Annotated in this window: 15 protein-coding genes and 1 pseudogene; 4 read left to right on the top strand and 12 right to left on the bottom strand. The window is 57.4% G+C overall.

Annotated features, from left to right (window positions below; all coding sequences use genetic code 11):
- The 12 genes and pseudogenes from M0Q23_07955 to M0Q23_07900 all read right to left on the bottom strand — a co-directional run.
- A partial coding sequence (locus tag M0Q23_07955) for a hypothetical protein (GenBank protein MCK9528557.1) occupies positions 1–325 on the bottom strand: 325 nt, incomplete at its 3' end.
- The gene (locus tag M0Q23_07950; GenBank protein ID MCK9528556.1) at positions 322–1,641 is read right to left on the bottom strand and encodes a 4Fe-4S binding protein; all 1,320 of its coding nucleotides are present in this window, start codon (positions 1,639–1,641) and stop codon (positions 322–324) included. The genes M0Q23_07950 and M0Q23_07955, both read right to left, overlap by 4 nt.
- Before the next feature lie 107 nt (positions 1,642–1,748).
- Positions 1,749–2,210 carry a 4Fe-4S dicluster domain-containing protein gene (locus M0Q23_07945; GenBank protein ID MCK9528555.1) on the bottom strand — a complete coding sequence of 154 codons (462 nt, stop codon included), beginning with the start codon at positions 2,208–2,210 and terminating at the stop codon, positions 1,749–1,751.
- Complete coding sequence (locus M0Q23_07940; protein MCK9528554.1) at positions 2,210–2,509, bottom strand: hypothetical protein; 300 nt, start codon at positions 2,507–2,509, stop codon at positions 2,210–2,212. Before M0Q23_07940 ends, M0Q23_07945 begins: the two co-directional genes overlap by 1 nt.
- Before the next feature lie 360 nt (positions 2,510–2,869).
- A pseudogene (locus tag M0Q23_07935) lies at positions 2,870–4,246 on the bottom strand (molybdopterin-dependent oxidoreductase).
- A gap of 1 nt (position 4,247) precedes the next feature.
- Positions 4,248–5,087: a 4Fe-4S binding protein gene (locus tag M0Q23_07930; protein ID MCK9528553.1), complete on the bottom strand. Its 840-nt coding sequence runs from the start codon at positions 5,085–5,087 to the stop codon at positions 4,248–4,250.
- A gap of 10 nt (positions 5,088–5,097) precedes the next feature.
- Positions 5,098–5,583, bottom strand: coding sequence for a hydrogenase iron-sulfur subunit (locus M0Q23_07925; GenBank protein MCK9528552.1), 486 nt, complete (start codon positions 5,581–5,583; stop codon positions 5,098–5,100).
- A 19-nt stretch (positions 5,584–5,602) separates the two neighbouring features.
- A complete protein-coding gene (locus M0Q23_07920) occupies positions 5,603–7,306 on the bottom strand; it encodes an FAD-dependent oxidoreductase (GenBank protein ID MCK9528551.1) in 1,704 nt (567 codons plus the stop codon).
- A gap of 4 nt (positions 7,307–7,310) precedes the next feature.
- The gene (locus M0Q23_07915; protein MCK9528550.1) at positions 7,311–8,549 is read right to left on the bottom strand and encodes a 4Fe-4S binding protein; all 1,239 of its coding nucleotides are present in this window, start codon (positions 8,547–8,549) and stop codon (positions 7,311–7,313) included.
- 59 nt (positions 8,550–8,608) lie between these two features.
- Positions 8,609–9,298: a 4Fe-4S dicluster domain-containing protein gene (locus tag M0Q23_07910; protein ID MCK9528549.1), complete on the bottom strand. Its 690-nt coding sequence runs from the start codon at positions 9,296–9,298 to the stop codon at positions 8,609–8,611.
- Positions 9,299–9,485: 187 nt separating this feature from the next.
- On the bottom strand, positions 9,486–11,309 hold the full coding sequence (locus M0Q23_07905) for a hypothetical protein (protein MCK9528548.1): 1,824 nt from the start codon (positions 11,307–11,309) through the stop codon (positions 9,486–9,488).
- A gap of 5 nt (positions 11,310–11,314) precedes the next feature.
- A complete protein-coding gene (locus M0Q23_07900; GenBank protein ID MCK9528547.1) occupies positions 11,315–12,016 on the bottom strand; it encodes a 4Fe-4S dicluster domain-containing protein in 702 nt (233 codons plus the stop codon).
- An 823-nt stretch (positions 12,017–12,839) separates the two neighbouring features.
- Here M0Q23_07900 and M0Q23_07895 point away from each other — a divergent pair.
- The 4 genes from M0Q23_07895 to greA all read left to right on the top strand — a co-directional run bounded on the left by M0Q23_07895 (position 12,840) and on the right by greA (position 15,279).
- A complete protein-coding gene (locus M0Q23_07895) occupies positions 12,840–13,622 on the top strand; it encodes a DUF364 domain-containing protein (GenBank protein MCK9528546.1) in 783 nt (260 codons plus the stop codon).
- 7 nt (positions 13,623–13,629) lie between these two features.
- The gene (mobB, locus tag M0Q23_07890) at positions 13,630–14,133 is read left to right on the top strand and encodes a molybdopterin-guanine dinucleotide biosynthesis protein B (GenBank protein MCK9528545.1); all 504 of its coding nucleotides are present in this window, start codon (positions 13,630–13,632) and stop codon (positions 14,131–14,133) included.
- A gap of 185 nt (positions 14,134–14,318) precedes the next feature.
- On the top strand, positions 14,319–14,678 hold the full coding sequence (locus M0Q23_07885) for a hypothetical protein (protein MCK9528544.1): 360 nt from the start codon (positions 14,319–14,321) through the stop codon (positions 14,676–14,678).
- Positions 14,679–14,796: 118 nt separating this feature from the next.
- Complete coding sequence (gene greA / locus M0Q23_07880) at positions 14,797–15,279, top strand: transcription elongation factor GreA (GenBank protein MCK9528543.1); 483 nt, start codon at positions 14,797–14,799, stop codon at positions 15,277–15,279.
- The last annotated feature ends 1 nt before the right edge of the window (position 15,280 follow it).

Raw genomic sequence — 15,280 nt, 5'->3', positions numbered from 1 at the left:
TCGTCAGAACCAGGAAATCAATGCCGGCGAATTTCAGCTGGGGGCCCGTCCGCAAGGTGAGGGGAATGGTGCTGATCCGTCCCTGGGGCGTAGGAAAAGTGGCCGCCAGGAGGCAGGAAGCCGGGGCGAAGCTGCCCGTCAGGGGCCCGGTTCCGAAGATGATCGGGTTGTCGTCTTTGTATGTTTCCAGGAGGGCAGTGTTGAGAGCGGCACCTCCCAGGTATTCGTCAACGAGGGACTGGTCCAGGGGGTGAATGTCGACGGACTGGCCGTCCAGATCCACCACGGCGATCGTTTTATTGTAGTGGGTATCGAAAAAGGTCATAGTCTTCCCTCTTCCGGAATCCCCGGAACCCCCTTCTGCCATCGGAATCGGACCTTGGCCGCTCCGTAGGGACATCGATCAACACAGCGCAGGCACATAATGCATTCCGTCATGGGTATTGTCGGTGACACGCCTTCCCGCAGCAGCCCCCGGTCGATGATGCCCATGGGGCAAACGTCCACGCACTGGGTGCAGGAGAATTTCTTGCAGCGTTTGGCACCGATAACGATTTTGAGGAGCCCGATTCTTGTGAGAATCGCCAAGAAGGCGCCCACGGGACAAAAGTAGCGGCACCAGGAACGTCGCTGAGCGATTTCCGTGGAAGCCAGGATGGGAACCACGGCCAGTTCGGCGCCGCGCATAAATCCTTGAACGCCGTAAGAACGGCAGAGAGTTCCGATGGGACAGACGACGCAGAAGGCTTGGAATCCCATCACGGCGCTGGCACCGACGGCACCGCCGAGAATACCGTATTTCGTGAGACGGCTCGAGAGAAACTTCGGCCAGCCGAGCTTTTTCGGCACGAGAGTGCCGATCACATCGAGGACAAAGCCGAAGGGACAGACCCATCCACAGAAGACGCGGCCCAGGAGGAGGGTAAGTATGGTGAGGGCCAGGGCCGCGGAGACGGTCGTCAGTACGATGGTTTTCGAGGCGGCGATGTTCTGAAGTATGCCCGTGGGACAACTCAGGGTTACTTGGCCGACTCTGAAGAAACAGAAGGTGCCCATAAGTATCATAACCAGGAGCAGGAATGAGACAAGTTGGACAGTCCAGCGGAGACCTTTGATCCAGCGGACAAATTTTCCTCTGGTGAGGGTGAGGGCCTTCTCCGGGCAATGCTTGACGCAGAGGGGATCGCCGTCACAAAGATCGCACTTGTTGATTCCTCGGGTTTCATTGTCTCGAAGGGGGGCCGCTTCGGGACAGGCAAGAATACAGAGACCACATTCAACGCAAAAGGCCTTGTTGATGCGGACGATACCGTTTTCTTCAGATTTTTCTATAGCCCGGGTGGGACAGACTTCCAGGCAGAGGGGCTTCCGGCAATGTTGGCAGTAGAGGGCGAAGTTTTTTCCTTCCCTCTCGCGGCGGATGACCTTGATGCTTGCAGAGGTTGGCGCGATCTTCGTCCGGTTCCTCTGGGAGCAGACCATCTCGCAGGTGCCGCAGCCCGTGCATTTGGCGGGATCGAAGAGTATGCTGGGATTCCTGGCGGGCATGACGTAGTCCGCCAGGAATGCACGTTCCTTATGGCGGGGGCGCAGTTCTTCAAGTCCCAAGATGGTGTCCTGTTGTTTCACTGGTTCCGGCATCGGTTTTACTTCCTTAAGAATAGGGACGTACTTAACTTATTAACTTACGTTATGATGCAGCATCAGAGACGAACAAGTTAATAAGTTAAGTACGTCCCTCCAATCTGTCAGGCGTTCCGTATCACGTAGACGTTCCGTCGACAGGCGGGGCATACCTTCAGGAGCTCAAGCACCCGGGGAACCTCTCCGGCCAGACGGGAGATAACGAAGTCTTCCACGGGAACGGCGACGAAGCGGTCACCGCAGTGAGCACAGACCCGTATCCTGTCCACTGCCCCTTCCCTGAGGGCGATGTTCCGCATACCCCGGATCAGGTCACGACAACTTACGCCCTGGGGGCACACATCGGTACCGGCATTGCATTCCGTACAATACCAGAGGTTCTTGTCATGAAGCAGGTCTTCCCCCATGAGGGCCCTCTTGATGATGCCCCGGGGCGACATGACGATGGAGAAGGTTTTGTACATCTGTGCCATGGGGCAGACGCCCACACAGCGGCCGCACTCCACGCACCCGTAGATAGCGGCGTCACGCTTCACCTGGCTGGCGGTTTTGTTCGTCCCTTCCATCAGGACCCCTCTTTTTTTACGCGCACGGCGCAGACTTTATATTCCGGCGTTTGCGCCCGAGGATCCAGGACCGGGTTGGTAAGGGTGTTGACCCGGGCCTCGGTGAAATGGAAGGGAATGAATATGGACCCCTTCCTGATCCGATCGGTTATCATCGCGTCCACGACGATGCTGCCCCGGCGGCTGGAGACATGCAGGGCATCACCCTCGGCAACGCCAAGGGAACGGGCGTCTTCAGGGTTGATCTCTCCATAGGCCCGTGCCGCCTCGCGATTGAGCCGCCCCGAACGGCGGGTCATGGTACCCGTGTGGTAGTGGGCAAACATGCGGCCCGTGTTCAGGTAAAAGGGATAATCCCCGTCGGGCAGCTCATGGGGAGGGGTGTGGTTCGGCACCACGAAGAGACCTTTACCCCGGGTGAACCGGTCTTGGTGAAGAAATCTTGTTCCGGGATGCTCGTCGTTGGGACAGGGCCACTGCAGCCCCTGCCGCTCCAGGCGGCCGTAGGAAATGCCGGCATAGGAAGGCGCCACGCGGTTGATCTCCGCCAGGACTTCCCCGGGGCCGCCGTAGGTAAAGTCCAGGCCCAGGGCGATTCCCAGAAGGCAGAGTATCTCCAAGTCGGTCTTGGTGGCGGCAATGGGATCAACGGCCTTTCGGACCAGTTGAAAGCGCCGCTCCGTGTTGGTAAAGGTCCCTGACTTCTCGGCAAAGCTGCAAGCCGGAAGGACAAGGTCGGCAAAGCGGGCCGTCTCGGTCATAAAGATGTCCTGCACGATGAGGAAGTCAAAGCGTTGGAGCGCCTCGATGACCTGGGTCACATCGGGGTCCGAAAGGGCCGGGTTCTCGCCCATAATGTAGAGACCACGGACCTCCCTGCCGGCTCCATTGATCATCTCCATCAGGGTAAGGCCCGGTGTGTCCGAGAGGGACCGCCCCCAGGCCGCCTCGAATTTCTGCTTCACGGCCGCATCGGCCACGGACTGGTAGCCGGGATAGACATTGGGCAGGCTACCCATGTCGCAGGCACCTTGGACGTTGTTCTGCCCCCGTAACGGGTAGACGCCGGAATGTTCGGTGCCCACGTGGCCGCAGAGCATTGCCAGATCACAAAGAGCCGCCACGTTGTCGGAGCCGCAAACGTGCTGGGTGATTCCCATGCAATAGACGATGGCCGCTTCCCTTGCCCCGGCATAGATTTCGGCAACCTGCCGAATGATCTGCGGCTTTATGCCCGTGTGTCGCGCTGCCTCCTCGACAGGCCAATCCTCCAGGAACTCAAGAAGCGCGTCGAAACCCTCCACTCTGCTTTGGATGAAATCCTCCTTGTGAAGCCCCGAATCAACAATGTGGCGCATCATGCCCGCGATGAGAGGGATGTCCGTACCGGGCTCGGGGGAGAGGTGCATATCTGCATTGTCCGCAACGGCTGTTCTTCGAGGGTCGACCACTATGACGGTGGCTCCCGCGTCCATGGCCTTGTAGATCTGCCCCATAATGATGGGATGACTTTCCGCGGCATTGGAACCGATGATGAAGACGCACTCCGCTCCGGCAAGGTCGGCGATCGAGTTTGTCATCGCTCCGCTTCCGAAGGTCTGGACCAGACCTACAGTCGTCGGAGCGTGTCAGAGCCGGGCGCAATGATCCACGTTGTTGGTCTGAAACCCTGCCCGAATAAGTTTCTGGAAGAGATAATTCTCTTCGTTGGTACACTTGGCCGACGAGAGCCCTCCGATGGCGTCGCCGCCATGGGTATCGGCGATCTCTCGGAGTGTGCCCGCGGCGATGGCGATGGCATCTCCCCAGGATATCTCCTGGAAGGAATCACCCTTCTTCACCAGGGGATGGGTCAGCCGCTCGGGGTGGTAGACGAATTCGTGGGCCGACCAGCCCTTGATGCAGAGCTGTCCCCGGCTCACAACGTTCCGACGGTCCGGTAGCGTGTCCACGACCCGGCCGTCGACCGTCTTCAGCAGCACGCCGCATCCGGTTCCGCAGTAGGGACAGATTGTTCGTGTAAATCGTACGTCCATTTTAATCTCGTATCGTGTTGATCCATTCAGGCAGGGCCCGCTCTTTCTCGGGCGCCGTGATGAAGTCTGCCAGAATGGGCGATCGTTCCGAGGCATCAAGCCCCGGTTCATATCCGTAGGTTTCCTTCAGGGCCTTTCGCATGGAGTGCTGGAGTGCCACCAGAGGAATGCCCGCGGGGCAGGCTTCCTGGCAGGCTCCGCAGGCCACGCAGGTGTCGGAGAGGTGAAAGGCTCGTATGAGGTGGAAGGAAAGTATCTCTGTGGGGATCATCCCTCGCCGCACCCAAGGCTCACCCTCCAGTTTGCAGGGGTCACAGACGCAGATGGGACAGGAGTTTCGGCAGCCGTAACACTTGACGCAGCGCCTCAGCACCCCGGCCCAGTGTTTCATGCGTTCGTGACTGTCTCCCTCGAGCAACGCCCGCACGATATCGTCCTGAAAGGGGTCCACCCCCGGAACGGCATTGCCGACGTCGAGCTTCGACGGAACGGGACGGTCGCAGAGGCAGACCCGGGCCTGTTCTTCGCTGCAGGCGATGCCGACGATGATGAGGGCCTCCGCATCGACCTGGTTTCTCTTGATGAGTTCAAAGAGCGCCCGCTCATCGCAGCCACGACAGAGCACGGCAAGCCGCCATCCCTCGGGAGCGGTCCGGAGGATTTCCATGGCCGGTTTCGCCAGGGGCCACTTCGGATCCAGCACGAGGGAGTCCAGAGCGGCGGAGACGGTAAAGACATGGGGCACGATGACGCCGGCCGGGCCCTGCATGAGGCCGAATACGGCCTGCGCTTCCCCGTCCATGAGAATTTTTTTCAGTTTTTCCCGTGCTTCGTTAACCATGGCGTCCCGCTTATCTATACTCCTTCACAGCTCCAGCTCTGAAGGGTATCCAGGGTGAAAGGGGCTTCTTTGTTTTGATCAGAGCCGTGAAATCCTGTATGATACCGGCGAACTGGTGGTCCTCATGGGCCGTTCCGAAGGAAACCAGAAGCCTGTCCCGACCGATTCCCGTACCATCAAGAAGTTCGCGGAGGAGCTCAAGCCGTTTGACGGCCGTATGATTCGCGTCGTTGAACCGGCAACCACCCAGGTGGCACCCCATGACGACGACACCGTCGATGCCGTCGGCAAAGGCCCGTATTACCGCGTCGGGCTCCACTGAAGCGGCACATTCCACAGGAATAACCCTGAAATTCGGGGGCAGAGCGATGCGCTTCCGTCCGGCGCCGTCAGCGCCGATAAGACCACACCACTTGCAGGCGAAGACCAATAGGCGGGCGTCGACTGCGGGTCGGGTCGTTTCAATCGGAATTTCAGGAGTGCCTGTCTTCGTCATCGGTTCAGTCGGTCCTCGTTCATGAAAAAGCTTTTTCTATCATGCCGAAGATGGAACGGGTGCTTGCCTCCGGTATCTGCATGGTCCCGTTGGGGCAGACGGACAGGCAGCTGCCGCAAGCCTTGCACCGGAACTTGTTCACCCTGCTCACCATTCTGAAAGTTCCCCCATCCCGGCGCCGCTGCAGCCGTATGGCATCGAAGGGGCAGACGGCAGCGCAGTTGCCGCAGCCGGAGCAGGAATCGTTGTCCGCCCTGGCGTGACCGAGTTTCGGGCCCGGGACGCGGCTCAACTCCGAGGCCGCCAGGGTTTTCCCGGCCAGGAGGCCCACCGCCTTCATCGCTGCCGCTTCACCCTGGAGGGCAGCCTGCTCCGATGAAACAGGCCAGCGGGCGGAACCGCAGATGAAGACACCGTCGATACGGGTCTCCACAGGATGGAGCGGGTAGATCTCTCGAAAGAAACCGTAGCTGTCGAGTTGAAGACCAAAGTGGACTGCCAGGACAGGCGTGTCAACCCCGGCCACAAGGGGCGTGCTGAGAACCACAAGATCCGCCGGAATCGTCCGGGTCACGCCGCTGATGCTGTCCCGGACCTCCACGGATTCCACCGTATCGATGCCCTTAACCTTCGGCGGATCTTCCGGGGAAAACCGGATGAACTGGACACCCATGGCCATGGAGCGGCGGTAGTACGACTCCAGGACGTTACCCGGCGTCATGATATCCCGGTGGAGAATCCATGCCTGGCCCTCTTCCTCCTCAATGATCCGCATGGCGTTTTTGATGCTGGCGGGACAACAGGTAGTGGCACAGTAGGGGCGCTCGTCGCAGCGGGCACCGACACACTGGATGAAGACGGCTTTCTTGCCCTCCACCAAGTTCTTCTTGAAACGGCCTTCCAACTCCATCTGGGTTATGACCTTTTTGAGTTCGCCGTAGCGGTAGTGGCCTTTGGGCAGAAAGATCCGCCCGCCCGTGGCGAGTATGACAGCACCGAAGGTTTCCTTGTATTCCCTGTCGCCGGAGGTGTAGCGGACTCTGAAGTTGCCTGCGTAACCCGAGACGGAAACAATGTTTGCCCGCGGGCGGAGGGTAGAATCGGGATGTGCCTCGATGGCCTCCCGCAAAGGACCGAGTCTTTCCGCCGGGGTGATGTCGTCGGGATAGATTTTTGAAATGAGGCCAAGGGTTCCCCCCGGCTCAGCGCCCCGCTCCAGGATGGTAACGGCGATACCGCATCGGGCCAGAGCGGCGGCGGCGGCGAGACCGGCAGGACCGGCACCGATCACGAGGACTCGGCCGGCCGGCTTCACGGTCACGTCGGCGGAGGCCTCTTTGTTGTGCAGGGAAATCAAGCCCATCTCAAGGAGGTCCACCGCCTTTTTCTCTGCCTCCGGACCATCGTTCGCATGTATCCAGGAACAGCCTTCACGGAGATCGACGAGTTGTACCCGGGAGGCGGGAATACCTTCTTTAGCCAGATCCTGAAGGAGCCTGTCACCACGCGCCAGGGGCGAACAGGCGGCAACCAGAACGGATTCGTCGTGCTTGTTCATTGACTCGGCAAGGCCGGTCATGCGGCCCTCTCGGCAGAGTGCTTCGTCGACGGTCACCGAGGCTACACGAGGATCCTTCAAGAGACGGGTGCGCAGTGCCTCGCAATCGACGACCCGATCGATTTCATCGTAGCAGGTGCAGAGAAAAACGGTGCTTTGTTTCATCGCTTTATCCCCTGCCTTTTTCACGCGTTACACACTGCATAACCGACGAAGAGGCATGAAGAACAGCCTCGGCGATATCGGCCGGCTCGCGGCTGAAGCCGCAGGCGAAACGCGAGACATCATCCCCTGCCCGGTCTACGAAGCCGTCACCGTCCAGGGCGACCGGTGCAGGCGCTCCCGGACTCGATGGAACCAGTGACGGCCGCAGATTTCCATTCAGTACTACCAGGTCGAACCGCTCCAGGCGGATCTTCTGTGCTTCCGTGTCTTCATAGTTCAGGGCAAGGGCGGAGCCGTCAGGCATAGGCCGGATGAAGCCGGGCCGGGCCCTGACGAGATTCACGCCGGTGGCCATGTGAAGGCTTTTCAGGCCGTAGTCGTAGTAATCACGTCCAATAGTACGCAGGTCGGTATAGAAAATGGTGCAGTCGATCTCCGGGGATCGCCGCTTGACCCACTGGGCCTGCTTCAGCGCGTGCATACAGCAGACGCCGGAACAGTAGGGAAGCAGACGGAGGTCCCGGGCTCCCGCGCACTGTATGAAAGCGATGGAACGGGGCGGCTGCTTGTCGGAACGGCGCAGGATACGGCCCTGGTTGGGGCCTGACTCGGCTGTCCATTTCTCAAACTCCAGGGAGGTCATTATGTCCCGATGGCTTCCGTAGCCGAATTCAGCCAGCGGTGTCAAGTCGGCCTCCCGGAATCCCGTGGCCCAGACTATGTCGGCCACGGACAGCACCACGTAGACGGAGGGCCGCCTGGTATCTATGGCATCAGTCGGACAGACGGCTGGGCATGTGCCGCATTGTGTGCACTGTGTCTTGTCGATAAAAAAAGAGGGTGGGCTGGCATGCTCCCAGAGAGGACGGATAGCCTGTTCCGGGCAGATGTCTCTGCATCGGCCGCAGAAGACACAGAGCGATTCGTCGATCCAGCCGGGCTCACCGGTTATGGTGACGGTGTACCCCTCCGGCTCCGGATTGATGGTGGTAACGTTCGATGTGAGGTAGATTCGAATATTCTCATTCTCCTCAACACGTTTAATCTCCGTCCAGAGAGGGCAGAATGCACAATGATCACCGGGATAAATCTTGTCCAGCTTTGCCACCTGGCCGCCAAGTCGGGGGGCGCTGTCAACAAGCTCCACCTCCCGGCCCAGGGCGGCAAGGTCCAGGGCGGCGATAAGCCCCGCAACACCGCCACCGACGACCAGAACAGGTTTATGTGATCCACTTTCCGTCATGAACAATAGCCTCTTACAGGATCCTCGCGGGAATGCACTTCGGGGCGATCGGACCGCCGTCAGTCGATCAATCCGTGATATCGTGCCAACTGCCTGATTCTCTCCACGAACCAGGTTTTGAAGTCCGGCGGAGGGAACCGGAGGGGTTCCGTACGGTTTTCAAGCTTTACAGTCACACGCTTCCCGGGCTGTTCAGAGCGCGTGTACTTTTCGTAGAAGATGACGATGGACTTGGGGTCCGTGGGACATCGTGCCTCGCACCGGGCACAACCGTTGCAGTTCTCCTCAATGACGACAGGGTTACCGTCCACCATTTCTATGGCGTTGTACCGACAGGCCCTCAAGCAGTTGTTGCACCGCCTCTGCCCCGACCACGGGAGGCAGGTCTCGCGGTTGATACGGGCGTTGCCGATATCGATTTCTTCCTCAGGAATTTTCTGGATGGCGTTAGTGGGACAGATACGGATGCATTCCATACAGAAAATGCATTTTTTGAAATCCAGGACCGGTGTTCCCCAGTTCACCATACCGTCACTGAATCCCGCCGGGTGGAGGGCATTCACGGGACAAGCCTCGATGCACTGATGACAGCGGGCACAGAACTTGAGGAACTCTTCCTCAACAAGTGATCCCGGGGGGCGGGGAACAGCCCGGGCTCCGGTAATTCCGAAGCCCGAGAAAACAACACCCGAGGCGACACCGGCGCCCAGAATATACAGGGCGTCCCGGCGCGACCACTTCTTGGACATTTCTTCAACTCCGATGAGGTCAGGTCTTCTTTTTTGTCACTCTTGATTTCCCTGTCAAAGGCGCAGGGCCTCGCAGAATAGAGGAGTATACCATGCTCCAGGAGCCATGAACATGAAAAAGACAAAAAAAAACCTGACCCCTTGAACAGGGCAGGCATGTAAACCTGCCCTGCCGGGGATGCAGTTTTTACAGTGTATATTTTTTCCGGGCTTCCTTGACATCGTCGATCATGAAGTCAAGCCCGTAGTTCTTGAGGGCCTTCTCCGTGGGGACACCCTTATCATCCCAGCCGAAGTGGGCATAGACAGAATCGTGCATCTTCCTGGTGTCCTCGTCGGTCCAAACGGCACCCTTCTTCGGACCTTCCGGAAGCGGTTCTTTCCGCAACCGGGCGGGAAGCATGTCGTCCTTGGAGCTGATGCCTTCCCGTACCTGGATGCAGCGTTCGATTGTCATGATCCGCTTTGATATGGCCCAGTATTCGTCATCGGTCATGTTCCACCCGCAGAGAGGGTTGAGCATGGCCACGTGGGAGGCCGGAATTTCCGCTCCGTGAGTCAGCCCCACGAAGGAACACATGACAAGGGAATTGAACATGGCCATCAGTCCCAACCCACCGGGGCTCGTCCCCTCATGGTGGTCCCCGCCGCAGGTGCCCATGGCATAGCTGTAGCCGCGGGACTTGTCGCCCCGGGGATCGTGGGCAGCGAACTCCTTACCCTTGGTGACAACGGCCCATGCTTCCGATCCCTTGCCGATTTCTCTCGACATCCCGGCAACGCCCTTGGCAAGAAGCTTGCCCGCCCTTCCTTCCTGTTTTGTTATTTTCTTGATAAGTTCCATGTAGGCATCGCCGTCACCCCACTTCACGTTGATGCCGTCAAGGTCGGCCGCTTTCAGAACACCTTTCTCGACACATTCCGTAGTAAAGGCTAGAACACCGCCAAGCGAGATGGCATCGAGACCGTAGGCGTCAGCCGCTTCAATGAGGCCCATCATGGGGGCAAACTCCCTCATGCCCAGGTTGCTTCCCAGAAGACCGCCCGTCTCGTACTCGGGGCCTTCCGCCACCAACCCGTAGTACTTGCCCTCTTCCCGGATGACACCGTATTTCATGCAGTGTACCGGACAGTTGTTACAAGCCGCGTGGCGCTTCCAGAAGGTTCGGTTTGCCTCCTCGCCGCCGATGTTATAAATATCCGGCCACCAGGTGGTCTGGAAGTTTTTTGTAATCAGTGATCCGTCAACCCAGTGTTTCAACTCCAGGAGACCGGCTGAGCCCCAGCGCTTTATACCCTGCCAGGCCTCTCGTTGCGTGGCGAATTGCTTCACCGCCACGGCCGCGGGCAGAAATTTGGCGTTGTCAACCACCGGAACGGCTTTTGTGCCGCTCATCGCGATTCCCTTCAGCTTCTTGTTACCCATAACCATACCCGTGCCTGTTCTCGCCGCGGCCCTGAAGCGCTCGATGATGACACAGGAATAGGGAACCCCGTTTTCGCCGGCCGGTCCGATAACGGCCGTTCTGGCGTAGGGATTGCAAACGTCATGTTTCATTGTCTCTTCTGTTTCGTAGGTATCCTTACCCCATATCTTCGACGCGTCCCGGAACTGGACCTTGTCATCCTGAATATAGAGCCACACGGGCTGGGCCGACCGGCCCGTGATGTAGATGCCGTCCCATCCGGCCCATTTGATCTCGTTTCCGAAGTGGGCCCCGACTTCGGCGTGGCTGAGAAGGCCGTTATGGGGGTTTATGTTCACGAAGCTGGTCCGGGTCGCCACACAGAAGGTACCGTTCAGCGGACCGGTGCCGATGAAAATGAACGCGTCTTCCGCCAGCGGATCTTTCCCCGCTTTATACTCCGAGGCAATGTAGTAAGCGCCCAAACCGCAACCACCCATGAACTTCCGGGCTGTTTCGTCAGACAGGGGACGCACTTTCGATGTCTGTTTCGTAAGATCAATCTCGAGTACTTTTCCGAAATATCCTCCGTTTGGTGTCGCCATCGTGGTCACCTCCTTCCGCCGTCTGTATTGGGATAGAAGAGGAGTTTAACCAAATCCTCCCCTGCTTCCTCGGGTGTTACGTTGCGGAATGCCTGGTTGACACCGAATCCCAGCCTGTTACCCAACAGGCAGGGCCCCTGCGGATTACCCGATTGGGCAAGACAGGCCTTGACGCACTGGGGGTCACCGCCGCATAGATCGCAGAAAAGCGGCTGTCCCGTATCGGGGTTGACGCGGAGATAGTTGGCGGGACAGGCGTCTATGCACTCGAGGCACCGTGAACCAAGACAGGTATTCTCGTTGAGAATGATTCCGTTCGTATCCTTGTCTTTGTGAATTGCCTTGGGGGAAATCGGACAGGCCTCGATACAGGGAGCATCATCACAGTGCCAGCAGATTACGGGAACATCGACAATACCCTTGTGTTTGTAGACGTGCACCCTGGAAAGAGCCGGGCGGGTCACGCCATAGTGGTAGGTCGAACAGGCATACTCACAAGCCCGGCAACCCGTGCAGTTCTGACGTTCCGCGAACAGGTAGCGGCTCATAGGGCTCGGTGCCGCCTGTGCCTTCGCGGTTCGGGGGACTGCCGTGGCTACCGTCGCAAGAGCAACCACCCCGCCGGTTGCCGCAACGGCTCCTTTCAGGAATCCACGACGAGTCGTCCCACTTTCTAACACTTCCGGTATCCTCTCATCCTTTTCCATTTGTTACCTCCCTTCGCCACATGTCCTTTTCACAGGTTTAGCAGCATCGGATGTTTTCGACTTTGTACGAGCTCGCGCAGTGTCATAGTCTCGTAAACAGCCACTGGAACCATCAAATGCGATGGCTTTGTAAAAAAATCTGCGGGCAAGACGGGCAAATCCTGAAGAATGAGTAACACATGCGGTGCGCCGCAGTGACGAGTGATGCAACCCAACACAGCATCCGGCGATAGTGCCGGAGGTCATAGCCCGGTAACTTTTTACGAAGCCATCCTGTTCACGTTATTGAATTCACATACCTAACTCAAACACATGACCCGACGTATCGCAGGGCGATTCCTGAAAAGCCCTTCATGGTGATCAGTATGCCTTGAAAGGCTCCGCCTGTCAATAGGGGGAAAGGATTATTGTAAATTATTTCATAGGCTTAGAACGGACAACATGGTTATTATTGGTTTGTATTGGGTAGTAAGGGTTATATTTGGTTATATTTAGTGCGTCCTGAGAAAAAAATGAGTGGTCATCATACGGAAGCAACGCGGCATCCGGATATAGTGCCGGAGACATGCCTCCGGTACCATGTTACGAATCCGTCAATCATGACGGTCCCGTAAAAAGTCGAAAAACATCTGGTTGAGGATGGCTTCGTAAAAAGCTCCGCAGGCAAGGCGCACAAATCCTGAGGAATGAGGCGTACTTAGTGGTACGCCGCAGTGACGAAGGATGAAGCGCAACGCAGCATCCGGACTTTTTACGAAGCCATCAATCATGCCTTGACCGAGCGATTCCCCTTAGGTAAGTAAGATACTATGAGAGGTGGAAAATGATGATCACATACGGCTCAATCAGCAAAGCTATCCATGAAGAAGCGTACAAAAGGGCATCGTCTCTGGCCATTGAAGACGTCCGCATCGGTCTGGGCTATGTTGTCGTCCTTCTGGAAGGAAAGCGACTGGGACTGGCGGCGATGCTGAGACACAACCTCGGTCCGGGGTGTTCTGTATTCAAGAAGGCGGGAACTCTCGCCGCCGGTCGGGCTTCAACCCTGCTGAACCTCCTTGTGGATGGAAGAAGTTCCCTTGAAAAAGCCCTGGGTCTCGCCACGGCAAACGCGGTTCTCAATACAGATCATTCCGTAGCACAGGCCGGCACCGACGGAGACACCCTCGACCTGACAGGCCTCTCTTCCCGTGACCGGGTTGCCATGGTGGGATTTTTCGGACCTCTCGTCAAAAAAATAGAGAAGACGGGCGCGACCCTTACCATTGTTGAGCTTGACCCGGCCCGACCCGGCTACCGGAATGGCCGGGATCGGGACGAGGCTCTGGAGGGAGCAACAGTGGCCCTTGTCACAGCCACGAGTATTCTCAACGACACGGTCGAAGCAATCCTTAACCGACTCACCGGTACCCGGCATGTGACGGTATTGGGTCCCTCGACGCCACTGTACCCCGGCGCATTTCGGGGAACTCCGGTCAATCATCTTGGAGGTTCGGTCAGCCTGGACAATGAGACAATTTTACGGGTCGTGTCCGAAGGGGGCGGCACTCCGGCAATGAGGCCCTGGCTTCACTTTATAAACCTTCTGTGGCAGAGACAGGGATAATCGGGCGATGCCGTACATTTTGTCAATCGTGGGAAAATCGAATTCGGGGAAGACCACTCTTATTGAAAGGCTGATACCGCTTCTTGCCGAAAGAGGGTACCGGGTCGCCACGATCAAACACAACCGCCACGGCTTTGAAATCGACCACGAAGGCAAAGACAGTTGGCGCCACAGGCGTGCCGGTGCCGTGACGACGGTAATCGCTTCTCCCCACACGGTGGCCGTCATTGAAGACAGCAACCGGGATTACGACATACAGGAACTGGTAGACCGCTTCATTCGCGATGCCGATTTTGTCTTGGTGGAAGGATTCAAGGAAAACCCCTTCCCGAAGATCGAGGTGTCTCTGGCGGCGACACATCACGGCCTCATCTGCCTGAACGACGACACGCTCATCGCGATAGCGACCGACAGGCATCTTGATGATGTTCCTGTCCTCTGTTATGACATCAACGATGTGCCGGCACTCGCTGACCTGATGGAACGTCGTTTCAAGCCGACGAAAACATAGCCGGAAAGAGCGGGAATCGGCTGGTGAAATGTGCGAATACCCTGTCACGCCGAATGGTTCCCACGAGCGGGAACCGACATTCCACGCGACGGGTTCCGCTCTGAAGGATCAGGTACTGCACGGCATTAAGAAAGGACATTGCTCGACGTTGTACGAGGTCGTCAAAAAAGAGAATGCATCGTTCTATGGATCAGATACGATCACTTATTGATTCTATTACAGTTGCTGATGTTATAACGTGGGCGGTGGTGGTCCTGGTGGCCGGATTCATAGGTCAGTTCGGCAGAAAATTCGCGGAGCATCTCATAGAAAAAGCAAGGGGAAAAGAACAGAAGCCTCCTCGGGAAACGAAAAAGATCGAACGCGCCGGGAGTCAAACCGCCCTTTCGACTCCTGCTCGAACGGACGGACGTTCGCTGGAAAAAACAGATGCAGTGCCGACACCATTGAAAGACGACAAAGCTGCCAAGGAACGAAGCAAGATTGAGAAAAAAGCTGCGAAAGCGCTGCTCAAGCAGAAAAAGAAAGCCGCGTCTTCCGACTAGTGCCGTGTAAGGCCGAATCTTCCGGAACGAAGCTGCCGCTTAAGCACTGAACCACGATGCCCGAAGGAATAATAAAGCGTGACACGGTACTGAAGAGGAACGTACCGGAGGGGGTATCATGCAGAAAGTCCCGATCACGAAACCGGGATTTGAAAAGCTGAAAAAAGACCTGGATCACTTGAAACGGGTGGCGGTTCCGGAAAATATCCGGGCCATCGAAGCGGCGCGATCCTACGGAGACATTTCTGAAAATGCGGAGTATGAAGCGGCGAAGACAGAGCAGTCCTTTATCCAGGGAAAGATTCAGGAAATCGAGAACAAGCTTGCCGGTTCCCACATCATCGAGGTGAAGGACCTGACAAACGAACGGATCGTCTTCGGCTCAACGGTCACACTGGAAGACATGATGCGCAAAGAAACCATCGAATTTGTCCTCGTGGGCCCTTATGAATCGGATGTCAACAACGGTAAAATTTCAGTAACCTCGCCCATTGGGAAAGCCCTGATCGGGAAGGAAGTGGGACAGGAGGTTTCTGTCAGAACACCGGGAGGACTCAGACGGTTTGAGGTCGTAGACATCGCGATCAGGCCGCACCGCTAGT

Source organism: Syntrophales bacterium (genome assembly GCA_023228425.1).
Classification (GTDB): Bacteria; Desulfobacterota; Syntrophia; order Syntrophales; family UBA2210; genus MLS-D.
The sequence above is the reverse complement of the archived record's forward strand: the minus strand, read 5'-3'. Positions and strand labels throughout refer to the sequence as shown.

Coding starts and splice junctions, on each gene's coding strand:
- M0Q23_07950 (MCK9528556.1), bottom strand. CDS start 1,641: ATGCCGGAACCAGTGAAACAACAGGACACCATCTTGGGACTTGAAGAA.
- M0Q23_07930 (MCK9528553.1), bottom strand. CDS start 5,087: ATGGTTAACGAAGCACGGGAAAAACTGAAAAAAATTCTCATGGACGGG.
- M0Q23_07940 (MCK9528554.1), bottom strand. CDS start 2,509: ATGACCCGCCGTTCGGGGCGGCTCAATCGCGAGGCGGCACGGGCCTAT.
- M0Q23_07905 (MCK9528548.1), bottom strand. CDS start 11,309: ATGGCGACACCAAACGGAGGATATTTCGGAAAAGTACTCGAGATTGAT.
- M0Q23_07900 (MCK9528547.1), bottom strand. CDS start 12,016: ATGGAAAAGGATGAGAGGATACCGGAAGTGTTAGAAAGTGGGACGACT.
- mobB (MCK9528545.1), top strand. CDS start 13,630: ATGCCGTACATTTTGTCAATCGTGGGAAAATCGAATTCGGGGAAGACC.
- M0Q23_07885 (MCK9528544.1), top strand. CDS start 14,319: ATGGATCAGATACGATCACTTATTGATTCTATTACAGTTGCTGATGTT.
- M0Q23_07910 (MCK9528549.1), bottom strand. CDS start 9,298: ATGTCCAAGAAGTGGTCGCGCCGGGACGCCCTGTATATTCTGGGCGCC.
- M0Q23_07915 (MCK9528550.1), bottom strand. CDS start 8,549: ATGACGGAAAGTGGATCACATAAACCTGTTCTGGTCGTCGGTGGCGGT.
- M0Q23_07945 (MCK9528555.1), bottom strand. CDS start 2,210: ATGGAAGGGACGAACAAAACCGCCAGCCAGGTGAAGCGTGACGCCGCT.
- greA (MCK9528543.1), top strand. CDS start 14,797: ATGCAGAAAGTCCCGATCACGAAACCGGGATTTGAAAAGCTGAAAAAA.
- M0Q23_07920 (MCK9528551.1), bottom strand. CDS start 7,306: ATGAAACAAAGCACCGTTTTTCTCTGCACCTGCTACGATGAAATCGAT.
- M0Q23_07895 (MCK9528546.1), top strand. CDS start 12,840: ATGATGATCACATACGGCTCAATCAGCAAAGCTATCCATGAAGAAGCG.
- M0Q23_07925 (MCK9528552.1), bottom strand. CDS start 5,583: ATGACGAAGACAGGCACTCCTGAAATTCCGATTGAAACGACCCGACCC.